Here is a 20,066-nt window from a genome sequence, read left to right on the forward strand (position 1 = left end):
CAAAATCGCTCATTGACAAAACAGCAATCAAGCCCACTTTGCTTAAATTCAACAATTAAAAACTTATAAAAGCTTGCAAAAAGGCTTAAAAAACGACTTTGGCGATAGTGCTGCTATAATGACAATATTAAAGCAAAAAAACAAGCCAAAAAGATAAAATCTTACACAAGCACAACATAAATGTTAAATTTGCAAAACGCCATTCATACATTGGCATTCAAACCGCCTGCTTGCAGACGACAAACCAAGGGTTTGGCAGGTTTTGAAATTTACAAAGAGAGGCTCATCGTGGCGTTGACGGAAAGCAATCATCATATACGGTGGGTACTTTGACAAAAGCTGGCTTAAATTGATGTTTTTTTATGATAAATCAAGATTTTTTGTAAAAAAATACTAAAAAATTGCAAATTTTAGTGGAATTTGTTGCAAAAATATGGCAAATTGCAACATGAGATTCATCGTTAATGATAAAAATGATATTTTGATACAATATCGCAAGGAATTTTATCAATCATTAACGAATGAAACGACTTCTTTATTCCAAATTAAGGGAATACTCATGGAACAATTTATCAATACTCTAAACGGCATCATTTGGAGCCCTGCGCTGATCTATCTGTGCTTGGGTGCTGGTCTATTTTATTCTATCATGACTCGTTTTGTGCAAGTGCGCATGTTCAAAGAAATGATTTCTTTGATGTTCAGCGGCGTAAAAAGTGCAGACGGCATTTCATCTTTTCAGGCATTTGTCGTAGCACTAGCAAACCGTGTCGGTGTGGGTAACATCGCAGGTGTGGCAGCGGCGATCGGCTTTGGTGGTCCATCGGCAGTCTTTTGGATGTGGGTGGTGGCATTTTTGGGTGCATCTACCGCTTATGTCGAATCGACCATGGCTCAAATCTACAAAGAAAGAGACCCATTGACAGGTCAATATCGTGGCGGTCCTGCTTATTATTTTGAAAAAGGCTTGGGTCAAAAATGGTACGCTGTACTGTTTGCAATCGCCATGGTCATTGCTTGCGGACTGTTCTTACCAGGTGTGCAAGCCAACGGCATCGTTAGTGCGGTTACTCGCATCACAGGCGATGGTGCAGCCATGAACTTCTTAGGCATGGAAGTGGGCTCGCTGCGTGTGGTGGTGATGGCGGTGGTCGTTTTTGGTCTTGCGACGATCATCTTTGGCGGCATTAAGCGCATTGCTCGTGTGGCGGAATTCATCGTGCCATTCATGGCTTTGGGCTACATCATCTTGGCTCTACTCATCATGGTCATGAACCTAGATAAAGTGCCTGCGGTGTTTGGTCTGATCATGAGCGACATCTTCAACCCAATGGCAGGCTTAGGTGCGGCGATTGGCTGGGGTGTGAAGCGTGGCGTATACTCAAATGAGGCGGGTCAAGGTACAGGTCCTCACCACGCAGGTGCGGCAGAAGTTGAGCATCCTGCACAGCAAGGTCTGGTGCAAGCATTCTCTGTATATGTGGACACTCTGCTTGTGTGTTCAGCGACCGCCTTTATGATTTTGACGATGGGCACTTATAATGTGCAAGGAACACTTGAATCAGGTCAATTCATCGTACAAAATGTCGATGCCTCAGTAGAAATCGGCACGCCTGCCTTCACTCAGATGGCACTAGAAGCAACCTTTGGTAGCTTTGGCAACTATTTCATCGCCATCGCTGTATTCTTCTTCGCCTTTACCACCGTCATGGCATACTACTACATTGCCGAAGTAAACATCGCTTATCTGACTCGCCACAAAGACAAAGCGCTACAAAAACTTGCCATGTGGTTCCCAAAAATCAGCGTGATTTTGATGGTGGCGTATGGCAGTTTGAACAGCGCAGGTTACATCTGGAACTTGGGCGATGTCGGCGTGGGCATGACAGCATGGCTGAACATTGTCGGCATCTTGGTGATGTTCTTTATGGCAAGACCAGCGATGCGTGCTTTAAAAGACTACGAAGATCAAAAGAAAGCTGGCGTTACCAACTACACCTTTGACCCAGTTAAACTTGGCATCAAAAATGCAACCTTCTGGGAAGAGCGTCTAAGAAACAAATAATCTGGCCATTTTTGATATAAAATTAAACCCCAATCTTGGGGTTTAATTTTTTGGTTTTTTTATAGGTCATCGAAGTGCAAAATCATCATAAATCAGACGCAGTGTCAAAGAGACGCTCAGGACCTTAGGTTGCGTTGAGTGAAACGAAACCCAACAAATTCAATTGGTTACACCATAAATGCTGGGTTACGCTGCCGCTAACCCAGCCTACGGGCTTGGACTATCTGGAAGTCTAAGATAATTTGACAAGCCAAAAAATAAGCATATCGATGAGTGTCGGTATGCTTATTTGTTTACACATTCAAAATAGACAAACCAAATCATCGAATTAATCCAAAACCCATCCCATGACAAGACCAACCATCATCAGCCACCACAGATACTTTGCCCATCGATTCATCTTGGTGAGCGTAACGCCGCCCCACTGATGCTCATATCGACCAAGCATGGCATCCACGACACGATTCGACAGGAATACCACTAAAGCCACCGCCAAAAACTGCCCCAACACCATCCATGCACTCTGTGAGTCAAACTCATGGTACTGTCTTATCTGCCAAAGCCCATAGAAATACAATATCAGACAAAGACCGCTAGGTAATGCATACATCCATCGATATTGAGTAAAAAATTGCTTTCGACGCTCTTTGGTGAGTGTCATTGCTATCTCCCTGAATATTTTTCTTGATATTTTATATTAAATAATGATAATTATCAATATCTTTACTAATTGGGAATGCCTTTGAATCTAAGACATGCTATGCGAAGACTGCACACCGTGCATCGTTGATAGACGGGTTTATGATGGCGTATAATATGCATATCACCCTACTTGCAAAAAAGCTCGGTAGGTTGGGTTGAGGTACGAAACCCAACAAATTCAATGGGTTGCACCATAATTTTGGCTTTATCATCATTTCACTTCCCATCACATCAAAACCATTCATATTTTACATCAAAACCACTTTATATAAAATCAGCCGCCCCACTCTTTTGGTAAAATTCCCTGCTGAACATACCGATGAAATGATGAATATTGCCAATCTGACACCTTGCTCACTAGACCGTGTTTTACAGGGTTGATGTGGATATAATCAACATGAAAATTAAAATCTTGCTCGTCTTTGATGCAATGCTCCCAAAAGCGTCTTTGCCAAATGCCCCTTTCTTGCTTTTTTTGCCGACTTGTTGAAATTCGTTCTGTTTTGGGGAGTTTTTGAGAAAAATAAGATTTGATCAGACGAATGCGTGTGGAATAATCACAATCATCATCAAAGGTGCATAGCATGTGCAGATGGTCTGGCAATATCACGATAGCGTCAATGTCAAATGGGCGCTGCTGCTTGACGATTTTAAAGGCATGACGCAGCTCATCGATGTGCCTTAACAGCAAATCACTGGATCGATCTGCCAGATTTAGGGTGAAAAAATAGCTTTTATTTGGCTCGTAATGTCGGCGATATTTCATGTCATCATACAAATAAAGGTATAGGGCTGGCAAAGTCCCCTAAATTCAATAAACTGCGCCGCAAATGTTGGGTTTCACTTTCGTTCAGCTGAGCCGCTAAGCTGGTATTGAATCAGACAAAATAAAAACACCACTTAGGGTGTTTTTATTGTCATTGACTTGATTGTGATGGCGCTGACAGCCATCAAACGCTCAATCAGGCATGCAAGTCTTGTAGCTTGTACACATCAAATGGCAAGCTGATCTCATACGCTTTGACCGATGCTAAGGCAGCTGACATGGTGGTCACATGATACACTTTGCCTTGCAAAGCACTGCGGCGAATGGAGAAAGAGTCCTCTTGGGCTTGCTTACCTTCAGTGGTATTGATCACGATGTCGATTTCGCCATTTTTGATGGCATCAACGATGTGCGGACGACCTTCTGTAACCTTATTGACACGCTCACAAGCAATGCCTGCCTCTGCCAGTACTTTTTGCGTACCATCGGTCGCCACCAGCCTAAATCCGTAATCATGCAAGGCTTTGGCAAGCTCTGGCAAATATTTCTTATCGCTGTCTCGCACCGACAAGAATGCCGTTTTTACCTCACCTTCGGTAGGCAATCCCGGGAGACGCTCATTCGAGCCGATGATTGATTTATAGAACGCCTCGGCGAAGGTCTTGCCCACGCCCATCACCTCGCCAGTTGACTTCATCTCAGGACTTAGGATTGGGTCAACCCCTGGGAACTTGGCAAATGGAAATACCGCTTCTTTGACTGAATAATGACTTGGCACAATCTCGCTGGTAAAGCCCTGCTCCGCCAAAGATTTGCCTGCCATGCAGCGCGCGGCGACTTTGGCAAGCGATACGCCAATACACTTAGAGACAAACGGCACAGTACGGCTGGCTCGTGGATTGACTTCTAGGATATACACCGTGTTATCTTTGACAGCATACTGCACATTCATGAGGCCCACCACACCAAGCTCTTTTGCCATCGCAATGGTCTGCTCACGGATTTGGTCTTGGATTTCACTACTTAGCGAATACGGTGGTAATGAACACGCCGAGTCGCCAGAATGCACGCCTGCTTGCTCAATGTGCTGCATGATACCGCCGATGACCACCGTTTGACCATCAGACACGCAGTCCACATCCACTTCAATGGCGTCATCAAGGAAACGATCCAGTAGTACAGGTGCTTCGTTAGATGCTTGTACGGCTGTTTTTAGATAATGACGCAGTTCGTCCTCGTTATAGACGATTTCCATCGCACGACCACCCAGCACATAAGACGGACGCACCACCAGCGGATAACCCACCTCAGTAGCACGCACAATGCCCTCGTCCATACTGGTCGCCAGCGCATTTGGTGGCTGATTTAGATTGAGCTGATGGAGCATTTTTTGGAAACGCTCACGGTCTTCAGCGCGGTCGATGGCATCTGGACTTGTACCGATGATAGGCACGCCAGCCTCTTCTAAGCTACGAGCAAGTTTCAGCGGTGTTTGACCGCCATACTGCACAATGACGCCTTTTGGCTGCTCAGTACGCACGATTTCAAGTACATCTTCAAGCGTAACTGGCTCAAAATACAGACGGTCAGAAGTGTCATAATCGGTGGAAACTGTCTCTGGGTTACAATTCACCATGATGGTCTCATAGCCATCTTCACGCATCGCAAGAGCGGCATGCACACAGCAGTAATCAAACTCAATGCCCTGACCGATACGGTTTGGACCGCCACCGATGACCATGATTTTGTCTTTATCGCTTGGGCGAGCCTCGCACTCTTCGTCATAGGTTGAGTACATATAAGCCGTTGAAGTCTCAAACTCCGCCGCACAAGTATCCACTCGTTTGTACACTGGGTACACGCCCAAATCCCAGCGTTTTTTGCGAAATTGTTTTTGGCTGATGCCCATCAGATTGGCAATGCGTAAATCACTCATGCCCTTACGCTTAAAGCTACGCAGATTATCCGCATTCAAGCCACCAAAGCCCAAAGACTTGATCTCGTTTTCGGTCTTGACGATGTCCTCAATCTGCACCAAGAACCAGCGATCAATCTTGGTATGCTCAAACACTTCGTCCAAGCTAAAGCCTTGACGGAACGCCTCTGCAATGTAAAAAATTCGCTCTGGCGTTGGGATATTTAGGCGATTTTTGATTTCATTGACGATGGCGTTGGCGGTTTTGCCAGACAATCCTGCCACTTCATCAAAGCCAGTTGCACCAGTTTCCAGTCCTCGCAAGGCTTTTTGCATAGACTCTTGGAAGTTACGACCAATTGCCATCACCTCGCCCACCGATTTCATCTGCGTGGTCAAAGTCGCCTCAGCTTGTGGGAATTTTTCAAAGTTAAAGCGTGGAATCTTAGTTACCACATAGTCAATGCTTGGCTCAAAAGACGCTGGGGTCTTGCCACCCGTGATGTCGTTTTTGAGTTCATCTAGCGTATAGCCGACCGCCAATTTGGCAGCGATTTTGGCAATCGGAAAGCCTGTCGCCTTAGACGCCAATGCTGACGAACGGCTCACACGGGGGTTCATTTCAATCACGACCATACGACCGTTTTCAGGATTGATACCAAACTGCACATTCGAGCCGCCTGTTTCTACGCCAATCTCACGCAGTACAGCGATGGACGCATTACGCATCAGCTGGTATTCTTTGTCGGTCAAAGTCTGGGCAGGGGCAACGGTGATCGAGTCGCCTGTATGCACGCCCATTGGGTCGAAGTTTTCGATTGAGCAGACGATGATACAGTTGTCATTTTTATCACGAACCACTTCCATCTCGTACTCTTTCCAGCCAATCAAACTTTCGTCAATCAACAGCTGGTGCGTCGGCGACAAATCAAAACCACGCTCACAAATCTCAATAAATTCATCACGGTTATAAGCGATACCACCGCCAGAGCCACCCATCGTGAATGACGGACGGATAATCACAGGAAAACCAAAGCGAGCTTGGATTTCCAAAGCCTGTTCCATCGTCTCAGCGACATCAGCTCTTGGGCATTCTAGACCGATTTTTTTCATTGCCTTGTCAAACAGCTCACGGTCTTCGGCTTTTTCAATCGCCTCTTTGGTCGCACCAATCAGCTCGCAGCCATATTTGGCAAGCACGCCATGCTTATCCAAATCAAGCGCACAGTTTAGAGCCGTCTGTCCGCCCATCGTCGGCAAAATCGCATCTGGGCGTTCTTTTTCAATGATACGCTCCACCGTCTGCCAAGTGATCGGCTCAATATAAGTGGCATCCGCCATCGCAGGGTCGGTCATGATGGTCGCTGGGTTGGAATTGACCAAAATCACACGGTAGCCCTCTTCTTTTAGGGCTTTACAGGCTTGCGCACCTGAATAGTCAAATTCGCACGCCTGACCGATGACAATCGGACCTGCACCGATGATTAGAATGGATTTTATGTCGTTACGCTTTGGCATAGGGTTCTCTCTCGCTCGTTTTATTTACTAAAATTCATAATCGGTTTGATTAATCATTATCGGATTGGGATTTGCCTTAACCCACAATACCGCTAAATTACTCAACTCAACCGCTTCATCATAACTATTGGGATTACCTTGATAAACTTTGGCTTTTAAATATTCAGCTTGATTTAATTGCTCATTGTTCAAAGGATACCCCATTTTAAAATAATTTATCAAGGCATTTAACATTTTTTGATAATCAGCTTTCCAATTCATTCCACCATTACGGTAAATTTCGCCTGCTATGCGTCCTGTAATGCGAATAACTTCGCCCTGCACGGTTGAACATTGTCCTGTTGGTAATACCAAAAAATCCCATAATTGTTTAAATGTCGCTTGCAAATCATCATTATCTGGAACAATAATTTGTGAATGACCATCATATAATTGGCGTGGCTTGATAGGCTCAACACCAAATAAACGATACAATTCATTCATTATGGATTCATTTCTTTCTATAATATATTTAGAATATTCAGACAATGTTGGATTTAATTTTTTATCTTCAAACCTTTTGCCCATTACCCCAACATATTCTTTCATTTGCTCGGTAATTGGCACACCTAAGGATAATAATAATTTGGCAATTTCCAAAGTTTCTGGAATTGGAGCAAATTGATATAATGCTTCCGTTAATGGCGAATTAAAACCTTTATCACTACCAATAGGGTCTGCACCGTGCTTTAATAAAATTTTAACTGCTGTTGGATTCAGTGAACGACACGCCAAAATTAACGGTGTTGAACTTGTATTGGTATTAACTTCTGCCCCCAATTCAATTAACAATTCAATAATTTCTGAATTATCATAGTGGATTTGCAATCCCTGCTCAAAAAATTTTTTATAAATCTCATTATCTTTTTCATTGCTCGTAAAACACGATTGTCGCCCTAATGGTGTGTAACCAAAATTATTACAATAATGAATATCTCCACCTTGCTCTACAAACCAACGCACAAATTCAGGTGTTAAGCCACGAAAAAATAAAGCCGTATCCGAACCATAACGCTCGTGAGCATTGATTTCACATTTTTTAAATACCGCTTTTAATTCGTCCAAATCGCCACGCTGAACGATCTCTTCAAAATCTTTGGGTAGTGTTTTATTTTTTCGTGCCATTTTTACACCGTTATCCCATACAAACAATAATGGTTTTGGTTTGTGGAAAAGTGGTATTCACCTTTTCTAGCCGTGAAATACTGTGAATGACTTCCACAATATTTTTGCGAGCCAAAAAACGGTTTTGTTCAAGAGTTAGGTTAAATTTATCTTGCATATGCTTTTTATGTTTCAGTTGTAAGGTGTCTATTATGCACCTTGCAGATTGAACATATTACATTCTCGCAAAATATAACCCGTATACTCATCAGACATTCGTCTTCCAAGATATTCTGCCTGCGATGTGGTTGCCCCTCCCAGCGTTGCCAATTTATACAATACCGTCACATTTTCCACATTCTCATACATTTTTAATTGTTTTGTATAGTAATCTGTACCATAGTTAGTCATTCCACTTTTACTCAAAGAGATATTTCTTACCAACTCAAGCAATTTTTTATCACTTAAAGCTGCTTGATATGCTTGAATTTCAGATTTTGTTTTATTTTGCATAAAATCAGCAATTAGTGGTAATAAAAACTGAGCATAAGTTGTATCATTACTATGATTTAGCAAACACTCAAATATTTGTTTTTTTGCAATAGGGATGTTTTGCTTGTCTAATTTCTGATATTCAGTATTTAAAAGCTGATTAAAAATTGTACCTCCTGCGTGAATATAAGCAACTTTTTCAGCAATCTGCTGATTTTGTTCGTTGTTAGCAAACACCGATTGACAAGCAATCATAGCCATGAAAATAGCAGTTATTTTTCTTTTTAACATATTAACCAACCTTAAACAAAATCAACAAATTAGCCCTTAAAATCACGCCTTAACCTTCGCCATCTCATCGGCAAAACGGTCAAATAACACCGAGCAATCGTGCGGGCCGGGGCTGGCTTCTGGGTGTCCTTGGAAACTAAATGCCACACGGTCGGTGCGTTCGATGCCTTGGTTTGAGCCATCAAACAGTGATCGGTGAGTCGCACGCAGATTGCTCGGCAAGGTCGCCTCATCTACCGCAAAGCCGTGATTTTGACTGGTGATCATCACTTTGCCATCATCAAGATTTTGTACAGGGTGGTTGGCACCGTGATGACCCAGCGTCATTTTGATGGTTTTTGCACCGCTTGCCAAAGCCAGTAGCTGATGTCCTAGGCAGATACCAAACACAGGGATTTTGGTGGTGTCGCAGATGGTCTTGATCGCCTCGATCGCATAGGTGCAAGGCTCTGGATCGCCAGGACCATTAGATAGGAAAATGCCATCTGGATTGTGTTTAAGCACTTCATCGGCAGGCGTGGTCGCAGGCACGACAGTCACATGACAGCCACGATCAACAAGCATTCTTAAAATATTGGTCTTAACCCCAAAATCATACGCCACGATGTTAAAACGATGTTCAATGTCCTCGCCCAGCTTTTTAAAGCGACCGCCAGTCTCAGTAGTTTTGGCATTGCGACCATCATTGGCAAGCTCCCAAGAACCTTGTGTCCAAATAAAGCCCTCTTGATCACAGCACACTTTCGCCAAATCCTGACCTTTCATAGACGGGGCAGATTTGGCAAGCTCGATGGCTTTTTGTTCGTCAATATTGCCATCAGCATCAGCGGTCAAAATACAGCCGTTTTGTGAGCCAGTTTTACGCAGTAGTGTCGTCAAACGGCGAGTGTCAATATCGCCAATCGCTACAACATTATTGGCAATCAAATACTCAGACAGCGAGCCTGACGCACGAAAATTGCTGTGCAATAATGGCAAATCACGGATAATCAGACCTGTCGCCCACACCTTATGAATGCGACCAGACTCCATATCTTCATCGTTACAGCCAGTGTTGCCGATGTGCGGATAAGTCAAAGTCACCATCTGACCTGCGTAGCTTGGGTCGGTCAAAATCTCTTGATAGCCTGTCATCGCCGTATTGAAGACCACTTCGCCGACGCTGCTACCGCTCGCCCCGATACTCACACCACGAAAAATCGTCCCATCAGCTAGGGCTAAAATGGCTTTTTTTGTTGTCATGACACGCTCCGAAAAATGTTTGGTTTTGTTGTAAATGTCAAAAAACGGCGGCTTTTGGCAAATTTTGGACAAAATTTTTTGGCAAAATTTGCCGAGCTTGTTTTGGCGAAACTGCCAATTTAATAAATTTTTAAATCGCCAATAAAAAAAGCGAACAACCAAAAAATCACTAACTTAATTTGCAAATTTGGCAAGTGTTAAGTCGCATTTTTCATGGTTGCTCGCTTTGGCATAGATTTTAGCCATTATACATAATTTTACAAAAAATGGCTAGCAAATTTTTATTTTATTTGCAAAGTCAGTGTTGACCCATCTATGTGCTGCGTTAAGCAGGATTTCTTTTGTTATACTGTATCGAATTATAGACAGACAAAGCAATGAACGCAATGCCGATCAAGCCTGTGATGATCTCTGGCACATGGAATTTGGTAGAAAGTAGCATGATGACCGCCAAAGCACCGATGGCATAGTGCGCGCCGTGTTCAAGATACACAAACTCGCTCAGCGTGCCTTTATCCACCAAATAAATCGTCATCGAACGCACGAACATCGCACCGATGGCAAGACCAATCATGATAATAACCACATCATTGGTGATGGCAAACGCACCAATCACACCGTCAAAGCTGAACGACGCATCCAGCACTTCTAGGTATAAAAAGCCTGCCACACCGCCTTTTAGAATCGTTGGCGACACGCCTGCGGTATTGGTGATGGGATTGCCTTTGGCGTCATAGACGACCTCATCAGGGTCACTCTCACCTTCTAGCAATGCCGACAAGACACTCACACCCAGATACACCAAGATACCCCAGATGCCTGCCACCAAAACGACGCCCTGCTTAGCCTCATCCACCCAGCTCATCGAGATCATGAGTACCACCAGCGCCACAAACACGCTCATCGCATCGACTTTGCTGAACTTCACCAAACGAGACTCAAGCCAAGTAAACCAATGCACATCTTTGTCGCCAAACATGAATTTTAAGAACACGAGCAATAGGAACATACCGCCAAAGGCAGAAATCTCAGCATGATGAGCATTCAGATGTTCAGAATATTTGACAGGGTTATTGAGTGCCAAATCGATGACTTCAAACATGCCAAGATTTGCCGTCACCGCCACGATGACGATTGGGAATACCAAACGCATACCAAAAACGGCGATCAAAATACCGACGGTCAAAAAGATTTTTTTCCAAAAATCATCCCAGCCCTTCAAGATGGACGCATTAACAACCGCATTGTCAAAGGACAGCGACACTTCCATCACCGCCAAGATCGCCGTCACACCAAGCGCCAAGAGCATGCCAGACACACCGCCATGTGAGTAGCCCCACCAAGCAGCGATGAAAAAACACACCACCGTAAAAATAATATCAAATAAAAAATGTCTCATGTCAGCCCTTAGCGCTTAAATTTTAGACATACGAATAAAACCAATAATCGCTTTGATTATTGGTTTTATGGAAAATGGTGGGGTCGGAGAGACTCGAACTCTCACACCTCGCGGCGCCAGAACCTAAATCTGGTGCGTCTACCAATTTCGCCACGACCCCAAGTTGTATCATCAAGACCTCTAAAAGAATTTTACAATGTCGTCTTGATGGGCGGTATTATACTTGGATTTTAAAATTTGGCAAGTCATTTTTTAAAAAATTGCGAAAAAATTTTATAAGCTATTGATTTTAAATATCTTTTAATTCTACCAGCCGAACACCCAAAGCGTTCATTTGATGAGCGGCAGCCTGATACGAGCCATCCACATCGATGGCGGCGGACAAATCTGTCACCACCGTGCATTCATAGCCTAATCTGGCAGCATCCATCGCCGTCCACGCCACACAAAAGTCCGTGGCAATGCCTACCACGACGACCTGCTCCACGCCAAGCTGCCTTAGATAGCCATCAAGCCCTGTCGGCGTGCCGTCCGCCTCAATGAATGCCGAGTAGCTGTCCACATCGGCACGGCAGCCTTTGCGGATAATCAAGCGTGCATGATTGATGGCAAGCTCATCGGATAGTTTCACACCCCACTCGCCCTGCACGCAGTGATCCGCCCACAAAACCTGCCGACCATAAGGCGCATCCAGCACGCCAAGCTCTGGCAAATCGTGCGTACTGGCAAAAGAAATGTGCTTAGGCGGATGATAATCTTGGGTCAAAACCACCAGCTCAAATCGCTTGGCAAATTCATTGATCGGCTTAATAATATCAGACGCACCCGCCACCGCCATCGTGCCTGTGATAAAGTCATTTTGGACATCGACGACGATGAGTGCGGTCTTTTTGGCAAATTGCTTGGCTGTGTTTGTCATTTTAAATTACCAATAATTTTCCACGGCAATGTTACCCACGCCACGGCGATTCATGGTTAAGCCCTTATCCTGCAAGGCTTTTTTGGTATCATCAATCATTTGCGGATTACCGCACAGCATTGCATGGCAATCACTTGCAAACGATGCGCCTGCCACTTGCTCCAGCTCGCCACTGGCAATCAACGCAGGAATGCGAGCATTTAGACAGCCTGACACCGACTCACGAGTAACGATTGGCACATAGATGAATTTGGCAGGATTGTCGCACAGCTTGCCAAAAGTATCGGCAAGCTCATTGATGCGGTCGGTGTAGGCAAGCTCGCTTAGCGTTCTGGCGCTATACACCAAAATAATGCTCTCATACTGCTCCCACACGCTCAAATCGCCAAGCATGGACAAAAACGGTGCAAGCCCTGTGCCAGTCGCCAGTAGCCACAGCGTCTTTGGGGCAGGTTCTTGATAGCGAGATAAAGTCAAAAACCCAAACGGCTCAGGATTAAGATACAGCGTATCGCCCACCGCCAAATGCTGTAGCTGACTGGTAAATGCCCCATCAGGCATGACCACCGAGAAAAATTCAAGATGTTCATCATAGGGGCTGGACGCCACCGAATAAGCACGAAAAATGCGTTCATCAGGGGCATTGTCGGTGTGCTGTAATTCGCAAGGATTTACGCCCAAACGAGCAAACTGCCCTGCCTCAAAACGAAAACCGTCAGGGCGTGTGGTGGTAAAGCTAAACAAAGTGGGCGACCAGACGGTCTTGGAGAGTACTTTGATGGGGGTGGCGTTTTGGTCGGACATGGTTTGCTCTTATGTTGTTATTTTTTATGATATACCTACCGAACCGACAAAGTAATACAGCTTATGTAGGTTGGGTTAGCGATAGCGTAACCCAACATTTCTATCACAAGTCTTTGAAATTTTTGGGTTTTCGAAAGCTCAACTGAACCTACGACATCACATAATTTTGTGGTAATTATATTATTCGGTAGATATATTCATCATTGTAACAATGAACCAAAAACAAAACAAGTGCCAACTTGACACTTGTTTTATTATGCTCTTTTATATTAAGGATTAAGGTGTGATGGTAGCAAGCGCCGCCAAATTCATCAGCCCATTTGGCAAAATACCAAATACAATGATGAGCGCCGTGACGACAAGCAGCATGACACCGCCCGCCTTGATGCCCCATTCGTGGTGCGCATCAAATTCAAAATGCGCTTTTGGTCGCTGATACAGCGCCGTCAAGACACGCAGATAATAAGACAGACCAATCGCACTGCCTGCGATCACCAACAGCGCCGCCCAAAATCTCATGCCCTGCACCGATGAAAAAATCACCATAAACTTCGTCATAAAGCCTGCCGTCAGCGGAATCCCTGCCAAAGACAACAGCATGATGGTCAAAACCGCCGTCAAAACAGGGCGACGCCAGAATAACCCTTGATAAAACCGCATCTCATCCGCCTCGCCCGAGATGGAAGTGCGACCACGCTCTTTATATGGGCTAGACATCAGCGTAATGACACCAAACGCACCAATGCTCGTCAAGGCATACACCGCCATATACATGCTGATCACCCCCGTACTGCCAGCGCCGACGCTAAGCAGCGCCACCAGCGCATAGCCGATGTGGGCGATGGATGAATACGCAAGCAGGCGTTTTAGGTTGGTCTGGCGGATGGCAAGCAAGTTGCCCAAAATGATGGAGCTGACGATGATCAAAATCAGCACCGCATTAAAGGCAGTCAGTGACGGTATGGCGGTCACCGTCAAAAAGCGGATGGCAAGCGCCATCATCGCCACCTTGCTGACACTCGCCAAAAATGCCGCCACGGGTGCAGGCGCGCCTTCATAGACATCAGACACCCACGAGTGAAACGGTGCGGCGGACAATTTAAAGGCGATCGCCACCAGCATCATCATCGCACCTGCCACAAACCAAAGACCGATCTGACCTTGTGCCAAAGCCAGCCCCAGCGTTTTAAAGTCAAGTGCGCCCGTATTGGCAAAAATGAACGCCATACCCATCAGTAGCGTGGCAGACGCAGTCGCTGACAGCACCAAGTATTTTAGTCCAGACTCAAGCGATCTGGCACGCAAGAAAGTATAGGCAAGCATCCCATACATCGGCACTGACAGCAGCTCTAACGCCATAAAAAACGCCGCCAAATGATTGGCACTCGCCATCAGCATCGCCCCAAGCGTGGCAATCAGCATCAGCAAATACAGCTCATCTTTATTGTCTTTTAGGGTTTCAAAATAACCATAAGACAAGGTGCAGCACGCCAAAGACGCAATCAAAATCACCGCCATATTAAAGACAGCAAAGCCATCGATGACAAATAGATGATTTGGCACACCCATCGGCAGTACGCCCACAGCTTGTAAAATCAGCACAATCAGCGCAATATTCAAACCCACCACGCTCAAAGTCGCCGACCAAAAGTGCGAACGCTTCACAGCGATGGCAAGCATCACCACCAGCGCCGTCACAGCCACCACAAGCATCGGCGCAAATGACAATAAGGATTCAAGAAAATGATTCATCACACTACTCCTTATTTGTCGTGCGTATTGGTTGAGTGGGTGGACGCATGGTCATGACCTTCATGATGATGGTCGTGATGTCCTTGATGGTGATGGTCGTGTTCATGATGATGGTCGTGCATGTGATCAATGATGCCGTGCGGTGTGTGATGCTTAACGGGCAATTCACCTGCATAAGCCTTAGCAATCCAGCCCATCGATGATTCGGACGCATTCAGTACAGGCTGCGGATACAAGCCTAGCCACACCAAACCTGCCGCCAACACCGCAAGTAAGCTGATCTCTCGCTTACCCAAATCTCTTAGGCGACCGCCATTGACTTTGGCAAGCTTAGGCGCTGTATTTTCGCCAAACAACGCCTGATAAATCAAAATCAGCGAATACAAACCACCAAGCACAAGGCTGATGGTTGCAAGCACCACAATCACAGGATACTGCTCAAATGAACCCAGCAAAATCAAAATCTCGCCAATAAAGTTGCCCGTACCGGGAATGCCCAAAAGTGCCGCACAAAAGAACATGAGTAGCGGTGCAAAGTAGCGAAATTGCCCCCACATACCGCCCATCTGTGTCAAATCACGAGTGTGCAAGCGTTCGTACAGCTGACCTGCCATGATAAACAGTGCCGCACTGGACAGACCGTGTGCGATCATTTGCACCATCAAGCCCTGCAATGACATCAGATTGCCCGCATAGATGGCAAGCAGCACAAAGCCCATGTGCGAAATACTGGTGTAGGCAAGCAGGCGCTTGATGTCAGTCTGAGCAAAGGCAATGAACGCCCCATAAAAAATACCAACCGCACCCAAAGCAATCGCAATCGGTGCAAATTCTGCCGACGCATTTGGAAATAGCGGCAATACAAAACGGAGCAAACCAAACGCCGCCGTTTTAATCAAAATACCCGCCAAATCCACCGAACCTGCGGTTGGGGCTTGGGCGTGCGCGTCAGGCAGCCAGCCGTGCAACGGAAATACGGGCAATTTGACCGCAAAACCGATAAAAAAGCACAGCATGATGACATATTCCCAGCCGCCCAGATTCAGACCCAATAGGTCATGATAATTAAAACTTAGCACACCAGATTGACTAAAATGAATGATGACCAGCATTAAAATGCCAATCAGCATGATTAAGCCTGATGCTTGGGTATAAATAAAAAACTTAGTCGCTGCGTATTCTTTGGTCCTACCACCTGTGGCATTATGCCCCCACAAAGCAATCAAAAAGTAAATCGGCAGTAGCATCAATTCCCAAAAGAAAAAGAATAAGAATAGGTCAATCGCCAAAAACACGCCAATGACACCACCCAAGCTCCATAGCAAGTTTAGGTGAAAAAAGCCCACTCGACGAGTAATCTCACCCCACGAGCAGCCCACCGCCATCACGCCCAAAAATGCCGTCAAAGCCACCATCAACAAGGACAAGCCGTCCATCGCCAGATGAAATGAAATGCCCAAAGACGGAATCCAAGGCAGCACAAACTGAGCCGCCCAAGGCAAAGCGCCTGCATCAGCGCCATCAGTGACAAGCAGACGAGCAAAGTCGCCCTGCTGCCACAGCAAAAGACTGATGCCAAAAGTCATGAGCATGGCAAGCAGTGCAATCCAGCGTGGCAGCTTGTCATTTACCTTTTCAATCAGCCAACACAAAAACCCTGCCACAAAAGGAATGGCAATCAATGTCGGCAAAAGCCAATTTTGTTCTGTCATCTTACACCACCATCATCATTGCCAAGATTAACACCAGCACCAGTCCCAAGCCAAAGCTCACGGCATGACTGCCAAGCCGCCCTGTCTGAGCCTTAGCGCTTAGGCGATTGCCCACGCTTGCCAAGGCGGGCAGCACATTCCACAGCTTATCCACAGGATCGGCTTTTAAGAGCTTACAAATCGCCAAAAACGGCTTGACGAACACGATGTCATAAAGCGCATCAAAGCCTAGCCCATGATGACACCAATGCACACAGGCAGCGCCTAAGGTGGAATTTGTCCAAGCGCTGAGCAGCTTGCCTTTGTTTAACACATATAAAAAGTACGCAAGCACCAAGCCGAGCGCCGTCACCGTCATGGCGATGATTTCTGCCGTGTGCTTACCTTCGCTTAGCGTACTGCCCACACTTGCTGGCAACACATGAGCCAATGGCGGATGAATGAGCGCCCCCACACCGGTTGACAAAACAAGCAGTACCGCCAAAGGCAGCGCATAGCTGATGCCAGACAAAGGCTCGGCGTGCGTTTTGGCTTGTCCAAAAAACACCAAATAAATCAAACGGAAAGTATAAACGGCAGTCAAAAACGCCCCAAACACGCCCGCCCAGAATAGCGTCATATGCCCTGTGGCGTAGGTTTCCCACAGAATGGCTTCTTTGGAATAAAAACCCACCGTAACAAATGGTACCGCCACAAGCGCACCGCCACCGACCATAAACGACCAAAAAGTCAATGGGATTTTTTTGGCAAGTCCGCCCATCTTAAAGATGTTTTGCTCGTGATGCGTGGCGACAATCACCGCACCTGACGCCAAGAACAGTAATGCCTTAAAAAATGCGTGCGTCATCAAGTGAAAAATCGCCACCTGCCACGCACCCACGCCCAGAGCAATGAACATATAGCCCAACTGACTCATCGTAGAGTAGGCAAGCACTCGCTTGATGTCGGTCTGCGCCAGTGCCGAAAAGCCCGCCACCAGCATAGAAACTGCCCCAATGCCGCCCACCACATACAGTAGCACCTCAGGCGTTAGGATAAATAATGGGTGCAAACGAGCAATCAAATACACGCCTGCCGTGACCATCGTCGCTGCGTGAATCAGTGCTGACACAGGCGTCGGACCTGCCATCGCATCGGCAAGCCAAGTATGTAGCGGAATCTGAGCCGATTTACCAAACGCACCGCCCACCAGCATGAGCGTGATCAAAATCATCGTTGGGTTATTTAGGCTAAAAATTTCAGGCGCTTTGGCGATGATGGCGTGAATGTCTAGCGTGCCAAATTCTCGGAACAACAAGAACAAGCCAAGCGCCAAAAACACATCGCCCACACGAGTAACGGTAAATGCCTTGATCGCTGCTCGTCCATTGGCTCGATTGTCAAAATAATAACCAATCAACAGATACGAGCAAATGCCCACGCCTTCCCAGCCTAAGTAAAGTAATAATAAATTATCCGCCTGCACCAATAAGAGCATACTGGCGACAAACAGATTTAGATAACTAAAAAATCTGGCAAAACCTGCATCGCCTTTCATGTACCAGCTGGCGAACAGATGAATCAAAAAGCCCACGCCTGTGATGATGGCGGTCATCGTCAAAGACAGACCGTCCAACGCCAAGACGAATTTTGGGGCAAAATCCCCTACTGACAGCCAAGTCCAAAGCGGCACAAGCACCGTCTGACTGCCATGATGGCTCAAATAATTGACACCCACCACCGCTGTGGTGATGGCAGATAAAAACAACGAGCCGACGCCAATGACGGTCGCCAGTTTCTCAGAGATTCTGTCTCGTCCGATTGCCAAAATCAAAAAGCCAATCAAAGGGAAAATAAAAGTCAAAGCCAACATATTCATGACACCATCACCCCTTTAACTTACTGGCATGATTGACATCAAGGCTCTTAAAGCGATGATAAAATTGCAATAAAATCGCAAGACCAATCGCCGCCTCAGCCGCCGCCAAAGTCAATACAAAAATAAACATGATTTGCCCATCAGGCGAACCCCAAATATTGCCACCAATCACGAACGCCAATGCCGCGGCATTCATCATGATTTCAAGGCTCATGAGCATAAATAGCACATTACGGCGTGCCATCACACCCACCAAGCCTATGACAAATAAGACCGCCGATAAGATCAGCGCATGCTCAGCAGGCACACCCAAGGATGCCGACTGTACAGATGTTAAGACTGCACTCATGAGTTTTCTCCCTGATCCGCATGCTCATCGATTTGATCTTGAAAATGACTGACATTTTCATCATCCAGCGCTCTTTTGCCCAAATGATATGCCGCCACAAGCGCACCCAAGAGCAAAAATGCCGCCACTTCAACGAGTAGCACATATTGGGTAAACAGGCTGACGCCCACCGCCTTGACATCAATGGTGGCGTCGCTTAGCATAGCACGCTCGCCACCCACCAAAAAGCCGACAAGCACACCGCCGATGATCAGCGTCAAGCACACAGGCGTCGCCCAAGCACTGGCGGTCAGCCATGATTTTTCTTCCAAAGTGTCCGTGCCGAGATTGAGCATCATGATCACAAAGACAAACAGCACCAAAATCGCCCCTGCATAGACGATCATTTCAAGCACGCCTGCAAAGGGCGCACCGATGATAAAGAAAATGCCTGCCACCGCAAGTAGGCTTACGATCATTGATAAGATGGCATGCACAGGGTTTGCGTGCGTCACCACTCTTAGGCTCGACCACAGCGCCACAAAGCCAAGCGCATAAAATCCGACGACCTCGCCATTCGCCAAAAAGCGTGTTAATAATTCCATCATGGCAACAGACTCCGCACATCGATCGGCTGACTTTCACGCTCATGCGACCCTTTTGGTTGATTTTCGGTCGCCATGCCCGTCACACGATAATAGTTATATTCTGGATATTTGCCCGGTCCTGAGATGAGCAGATGCTCTTTTTCATAGACCAGATTTTGGCGGTTGTATTCGCCCAATTCAAAATCAGGGGTGAGCTGAATCGCTGTCGTAGGACAAGCCTCTTCGCACATGCCACAAAACACACAGCGGCTAAAATTGATGCGGAAAAATTCAGGATACCAGCGACCATCTTCTCGCTCGGCTTTTTGTAGGCTGATACAGCCCACAGGACAAGCGACCGCACATAGGTTACACGCCACACAGCGCTCATCGCCATCTGGATCTCGTGTCAAGACAATACGACCACGAAAACGGGGTGGCACTGGCACGGGCTGTTCTGGATATAAAATCGTGTCTCGCTTACGCAGGGCGTGGCTATTCACCATCCACATCGAGCGGACAATGCTTGCAATACCGACTGCGGTATTTTTTAAAGTTGAAAGCATAAAAATC

Annotated in this window: 16 protein-coding genes and 1 tRNA gene; 1 reads left to right on the plus strand and 16 read right to left on the minus strand. The window is 46.2% G+C overall.

Annotated features, from left to right (window positions below; all coding sequences use genetic code 11):
* Window positions 1-559 precede the first annotated feature (559 nt).
* Window positions 560-2,065: an alanine/glycine:cation symporter family protein gene (locus LU290_RS06825; protein WP_277807860.1), complete on the plus strand. Its 1,506-nt coding sequence runs from the start codon at window positions 560-562 to the stop codon at window positions 2,063-2,065.
* A 328-nt stretch (window positions 2,066-2,393) separates the two neighbouring features.
* Here the strand turns inward: LU290_RS06825 and LU290_RS06830 are convergent, their stop codons facing one another.
* The 16 genes from LU290_RS06830 to nuoI form a co-directional block, all read right to left on the minus strand.
* Window positions 2,394-2,726, minus strand: coding sequence for a hypothetical protein (locus LU290_RS06830; protein ID WP_277807861.1), 333 nt, complete (start codon window positions 2,724-2,726; stop codon window positions 2,394-2,396).
* Window positions 2,727-3,041: 315 nt separating this feature from the next.
* Window positions 3,042-3,533, minus strand: coding sequence for an REP-associated tyrosine transposase (locus tag LU290_RS06835; protein ID WP_277807862.1), 492 nt, complete (start codon window positions 3,531-3,533; stop codon window positions 3,042-3,044).
* Window positions 3,534-3,729: 196 nt separating this feature from the next.
* On the minus strand, window positions 3,730-6,966 hold the full coding sequence (carB, locus tag LU290_RS06840; protein ID WP_277807863.1) for a carbamoyl-phosphate synthase large subunit: 3,237 nt from the start codon (window positions 6,964-6,966) through the stop codon (window positions 3,730-3,732).
* Between the two features lie 27 nt (window positions 6,967-6,993).
* Window positions 6,994-8,130: an ankyrin repeat domain-containing protein gene (locus LU290_RS06845; protein ID WP_277807864.1), complete on the minus strand. Its 1,137-nt coding sequence runs from the start codon at window positions 8,128-8,130 to the stop codon at window positions 6,994-6,996.
* A 189-nt stretch (window positions 8,131-8,319) separates the two neighbouring features.
* A complete protein-coding gene (locus LU290_RS06850; protein ID WP_277807865.1) occupies window positions 8,320-8,892 on the minus strand; it encodes a hypothetical protein in 573 nt (190 codons plus the stop codon).
* A gap of 42 nt (window positions 8,893-8,934) precedes the next feature.
* On the minus strand, window positions 8,935-10,134 hold the full coding sequence (gene carA / locus LU290_RS06855; RefSeq protein ID WP_277807866.1) for a glutamine-hydrolyzing carbamoyl-phosphate synthase small subunit: 1,200 nt from the start codon (window positions 10,132-10,134) through the stop codon (window positions 8,935-8,937).
* 325 nt (window positions 10,135-10,459) lie between these two features.
* Entirely contained in the window at window positions 10,460-11,533 is a 1,074-nt protein-coding gene (locus tag LU290_RS06860; RefSeq protein WP_277807867.1) for a DUF475 domain-containing protein, read from the minus strand.
* A gap of 75 nt (window positions 11,534-11,608) precedes the next feature.
* A tRNA-Leu gene (locus tag LU290_RS06865) sits at window positions 11,609-11,693 on the minus strand.
* A 129-nt stretch (window positions 11,694-11,822) separates the two neighbouring features.
* The gene (locus LU290_RS06870) at window positions 11,823-12,452 is read right to left on the minus strand and encodes a nicotinamidase (RefSeq protein ID WP_277807868.1); all 630 of its coding nucleotides are present in this window, start codon (window positions 12,450-12,452) and stop codon (window positions 11,823-11,825) included.
* Between the two features lie 6 nt (window positions 12,453-12,458).
* Window positions 12,459-13,256 carry a ferredoxin--NADP reductase gene (locus LU290_RS06875; RefSeq protein ID WP_277807869.1) on the minus strand — a complete coding sequence of 266 codons (798 nt, stop codon included), beginning with the start codon at window positions 13,254-13,256 and terminating at the stop codon, window positions 12,459-12,461.
* A 276-nt stretch (window positions 13,257-13,532) separates the two neighbouring features.
* A complete protein-coding gene (locus tag LU290_RS06880) occupies window positions 13,533-15,008 on the minus strand; it encodes an NADH-quinone oxidoreductase subunit N (RefSeq protein ID WP_277807870.1) in 1,476 nt (491 codons plus the stop codon).
* Window positions 15,009-15,019: 11 nt separating this feature from the next.
* Window positions 15,020-16,720 (minus strand): NADH-quinone oxidoreductase subunit M, encoded by a 1,701-nt coding sequence (gene nuoM / locus LU290_RS06885; protein ID WP_277807871.1) that lies wholly within the window; start codon window positions 16,718-16,720, stop codon window positions 15,020-15,022.
* Window position 16,721: 1 nt separating this feature from the next.
* Window positions 16,722-18,578 (minus strand): NADH-quinone oxidoreductase subunit L, encoded by a 1,857-nt coding sequence (gene nuoL, locus LU290_RS06890; RefSeq protein WP_277807872.1) that lies wholly within the window; start codon window positions 18,576-18,578, stop codon window positions 16,722-16,724.
* Between the two features lie 7 nt (window positions 18,579-18,585).
* Window positions 18,586-18,927, minus strand: a complete 342-nt coding sequence (gene nuoK, locus LU290_RS06895; protein WP_370688525.1) for an NADH-quinone oxidoreductase subunit NuoK — start codon at window positions 18,925-18,927, stop codon at window positions 18,586-18,588.
* Window positions 18,924-19,514, minus strand: coding sequence for an NADH-quinone oxidoreductase subunit J (gene nuoJ / locus LU290_RS06900; protein WP_277807873.1), 591 nt, complete (start codon window positions 19,512-19,514; stop codon window positions 18,924-18,926). The genes nuoK and nuoJ overlap by 4 nt, the downstream gene beginning before the upstream one ends.
* Complete coding sequence (nuoI, locus tag LU290_RS06905; protein ID WP_277807874.1) at window positions 19,511-20,059, minus strand: NADH-quinone oxidoreductase subunit NuoI; 549 nt, start codon at window positions 20,057-20,059, stop codon at window positions 19,511-19,513. Before nuoI ends, nuoJ begins: the two co-directional genes overlap by 4 nt.
* Window positions 20,060-20,066 lie beyond the last annotated feature (7 nt).

This window comes from Moraxella nasibovis, from assembly GCF_029581575.1.
In the GTDB taxonomy this organism is placed as follows: Bacteria; Pseudomonadota; Gammaproteobacteria; order Pseudomonadales; family Moraxellaceae; genus Moraxella; species Moraxella nasibovis.

Excerpts from the sequence above, each read along its gene's own strand:
- LU290_RS06850 (WP_277807865.1), bottom strand. The coding sequence starts at position 8,892 with ATGTTAAAAAGAAAAATAACTGCTATTTTCATGGCTATGATTGCTTGT.
- LU290_RS06835 (WP_277807862.1), bottom strand. The coding sequence starts at position 3,533 with ATGAAATATCGCCGACATTACGAGCCAAATAAAAGCTATTTTTTCACC.
- carB (WP_277807863.1), bottom strand. The coding sequence starts at position 6,966 with ATGCCAAAGCGTAACGACATAAAATCCATTCTAATCATCGGTGCAGGT.
- nuoI (WP_277807874.1), bottom strand. The coding sequence starts at position 20,059 with ATGCTTTCAACTTTAAAAAATACCGCAGTCGGTATTGCAAGCATTGTC.
- LU290_RS06880 (WP_277807870.1), bottom strand. The coding sequence starts at position 15,008 with ATGAATCATTTTCTTGAATCCTTATTGTCATTTGCGCCGATGCTTGTG.
- LU290_RS06825 (WP_277807860.1), top strand. The coding sequence starts at position 560 with ATGGAACAATTTATCAATACTCTAAACGGCATCATTTGGAGCCCTGCG.
- LU290_RS06870 (WP_277807868.1), bottom strand. The coding sequence starts at position 12,452 with ATGACAAACACAGCCAAGCAATTTGCCAAAAAGACCGCACTCATCGTC.
- nuoK (WP_370688525.1), bottom strand. The coding sequence starts at position 18,927 with ATGAGTGCAGTCTTAACATCTGTACAGTCGGCATCCTTGGGTGTGCCT.
- nuoJ (WP_277807873.1), bottom strand. The coding sequence starts at position 19,514 with ATGATGGAATTATTAACACGCTTTTTGGCGAATGGCGAGGTCGTCGGA.
- LU290_RS06860 (WP_277807867.1), bottom strand. The coding sequence starts at position 11,533 with ATGAGACATTTTTTATTTGATATTATTTTTACGGTGGTGTGTTTTTTC.
- nuoL (WP_277807872.1), bottom strand. The coding sequence starts at position 18,578 with ATGAATATGTTGGCTTTGACTTTTATTTTCCCTTTGATTGGCTTTTTG.
- nuoM (WP_277807871.1), bottom strand. The coding sequence starts at position 16,720 with ATGACAGAACAAAATTGGCTTTTGCCGACATTGATTGCCATTCCTTTT.
- LU290_RS06875 (WP_277807869.1), bottom strand. The coding sequence starts at position 13,256 with ATGTCCGACCAAAACGCCACCCCCATCAAAGTACTCTCCAAGACCGTC.
- LU290_RS06845 (WP_277807864.1), bottom strand. The coding sequence starts at position 8,130 with ATGGCACGAAAAAATAAAACACTACCCAAAGATTTTGAAGAGATCGTT.
- carA (WP_277807866.1), bottom strand. The coding sequence starts at position 10,134 with ATGACAACAAAAAAAGCCATTTTAGCCCTAGCTGATGGGACGATTTTT.
- LU290_RS06830 (WP_277807861.1), bottom strand. The coding sequence starts at position 2,726 with ATGACACTCACCAAAGAGCGTCGAAAGCAATTTTTTACTCAATATCGA.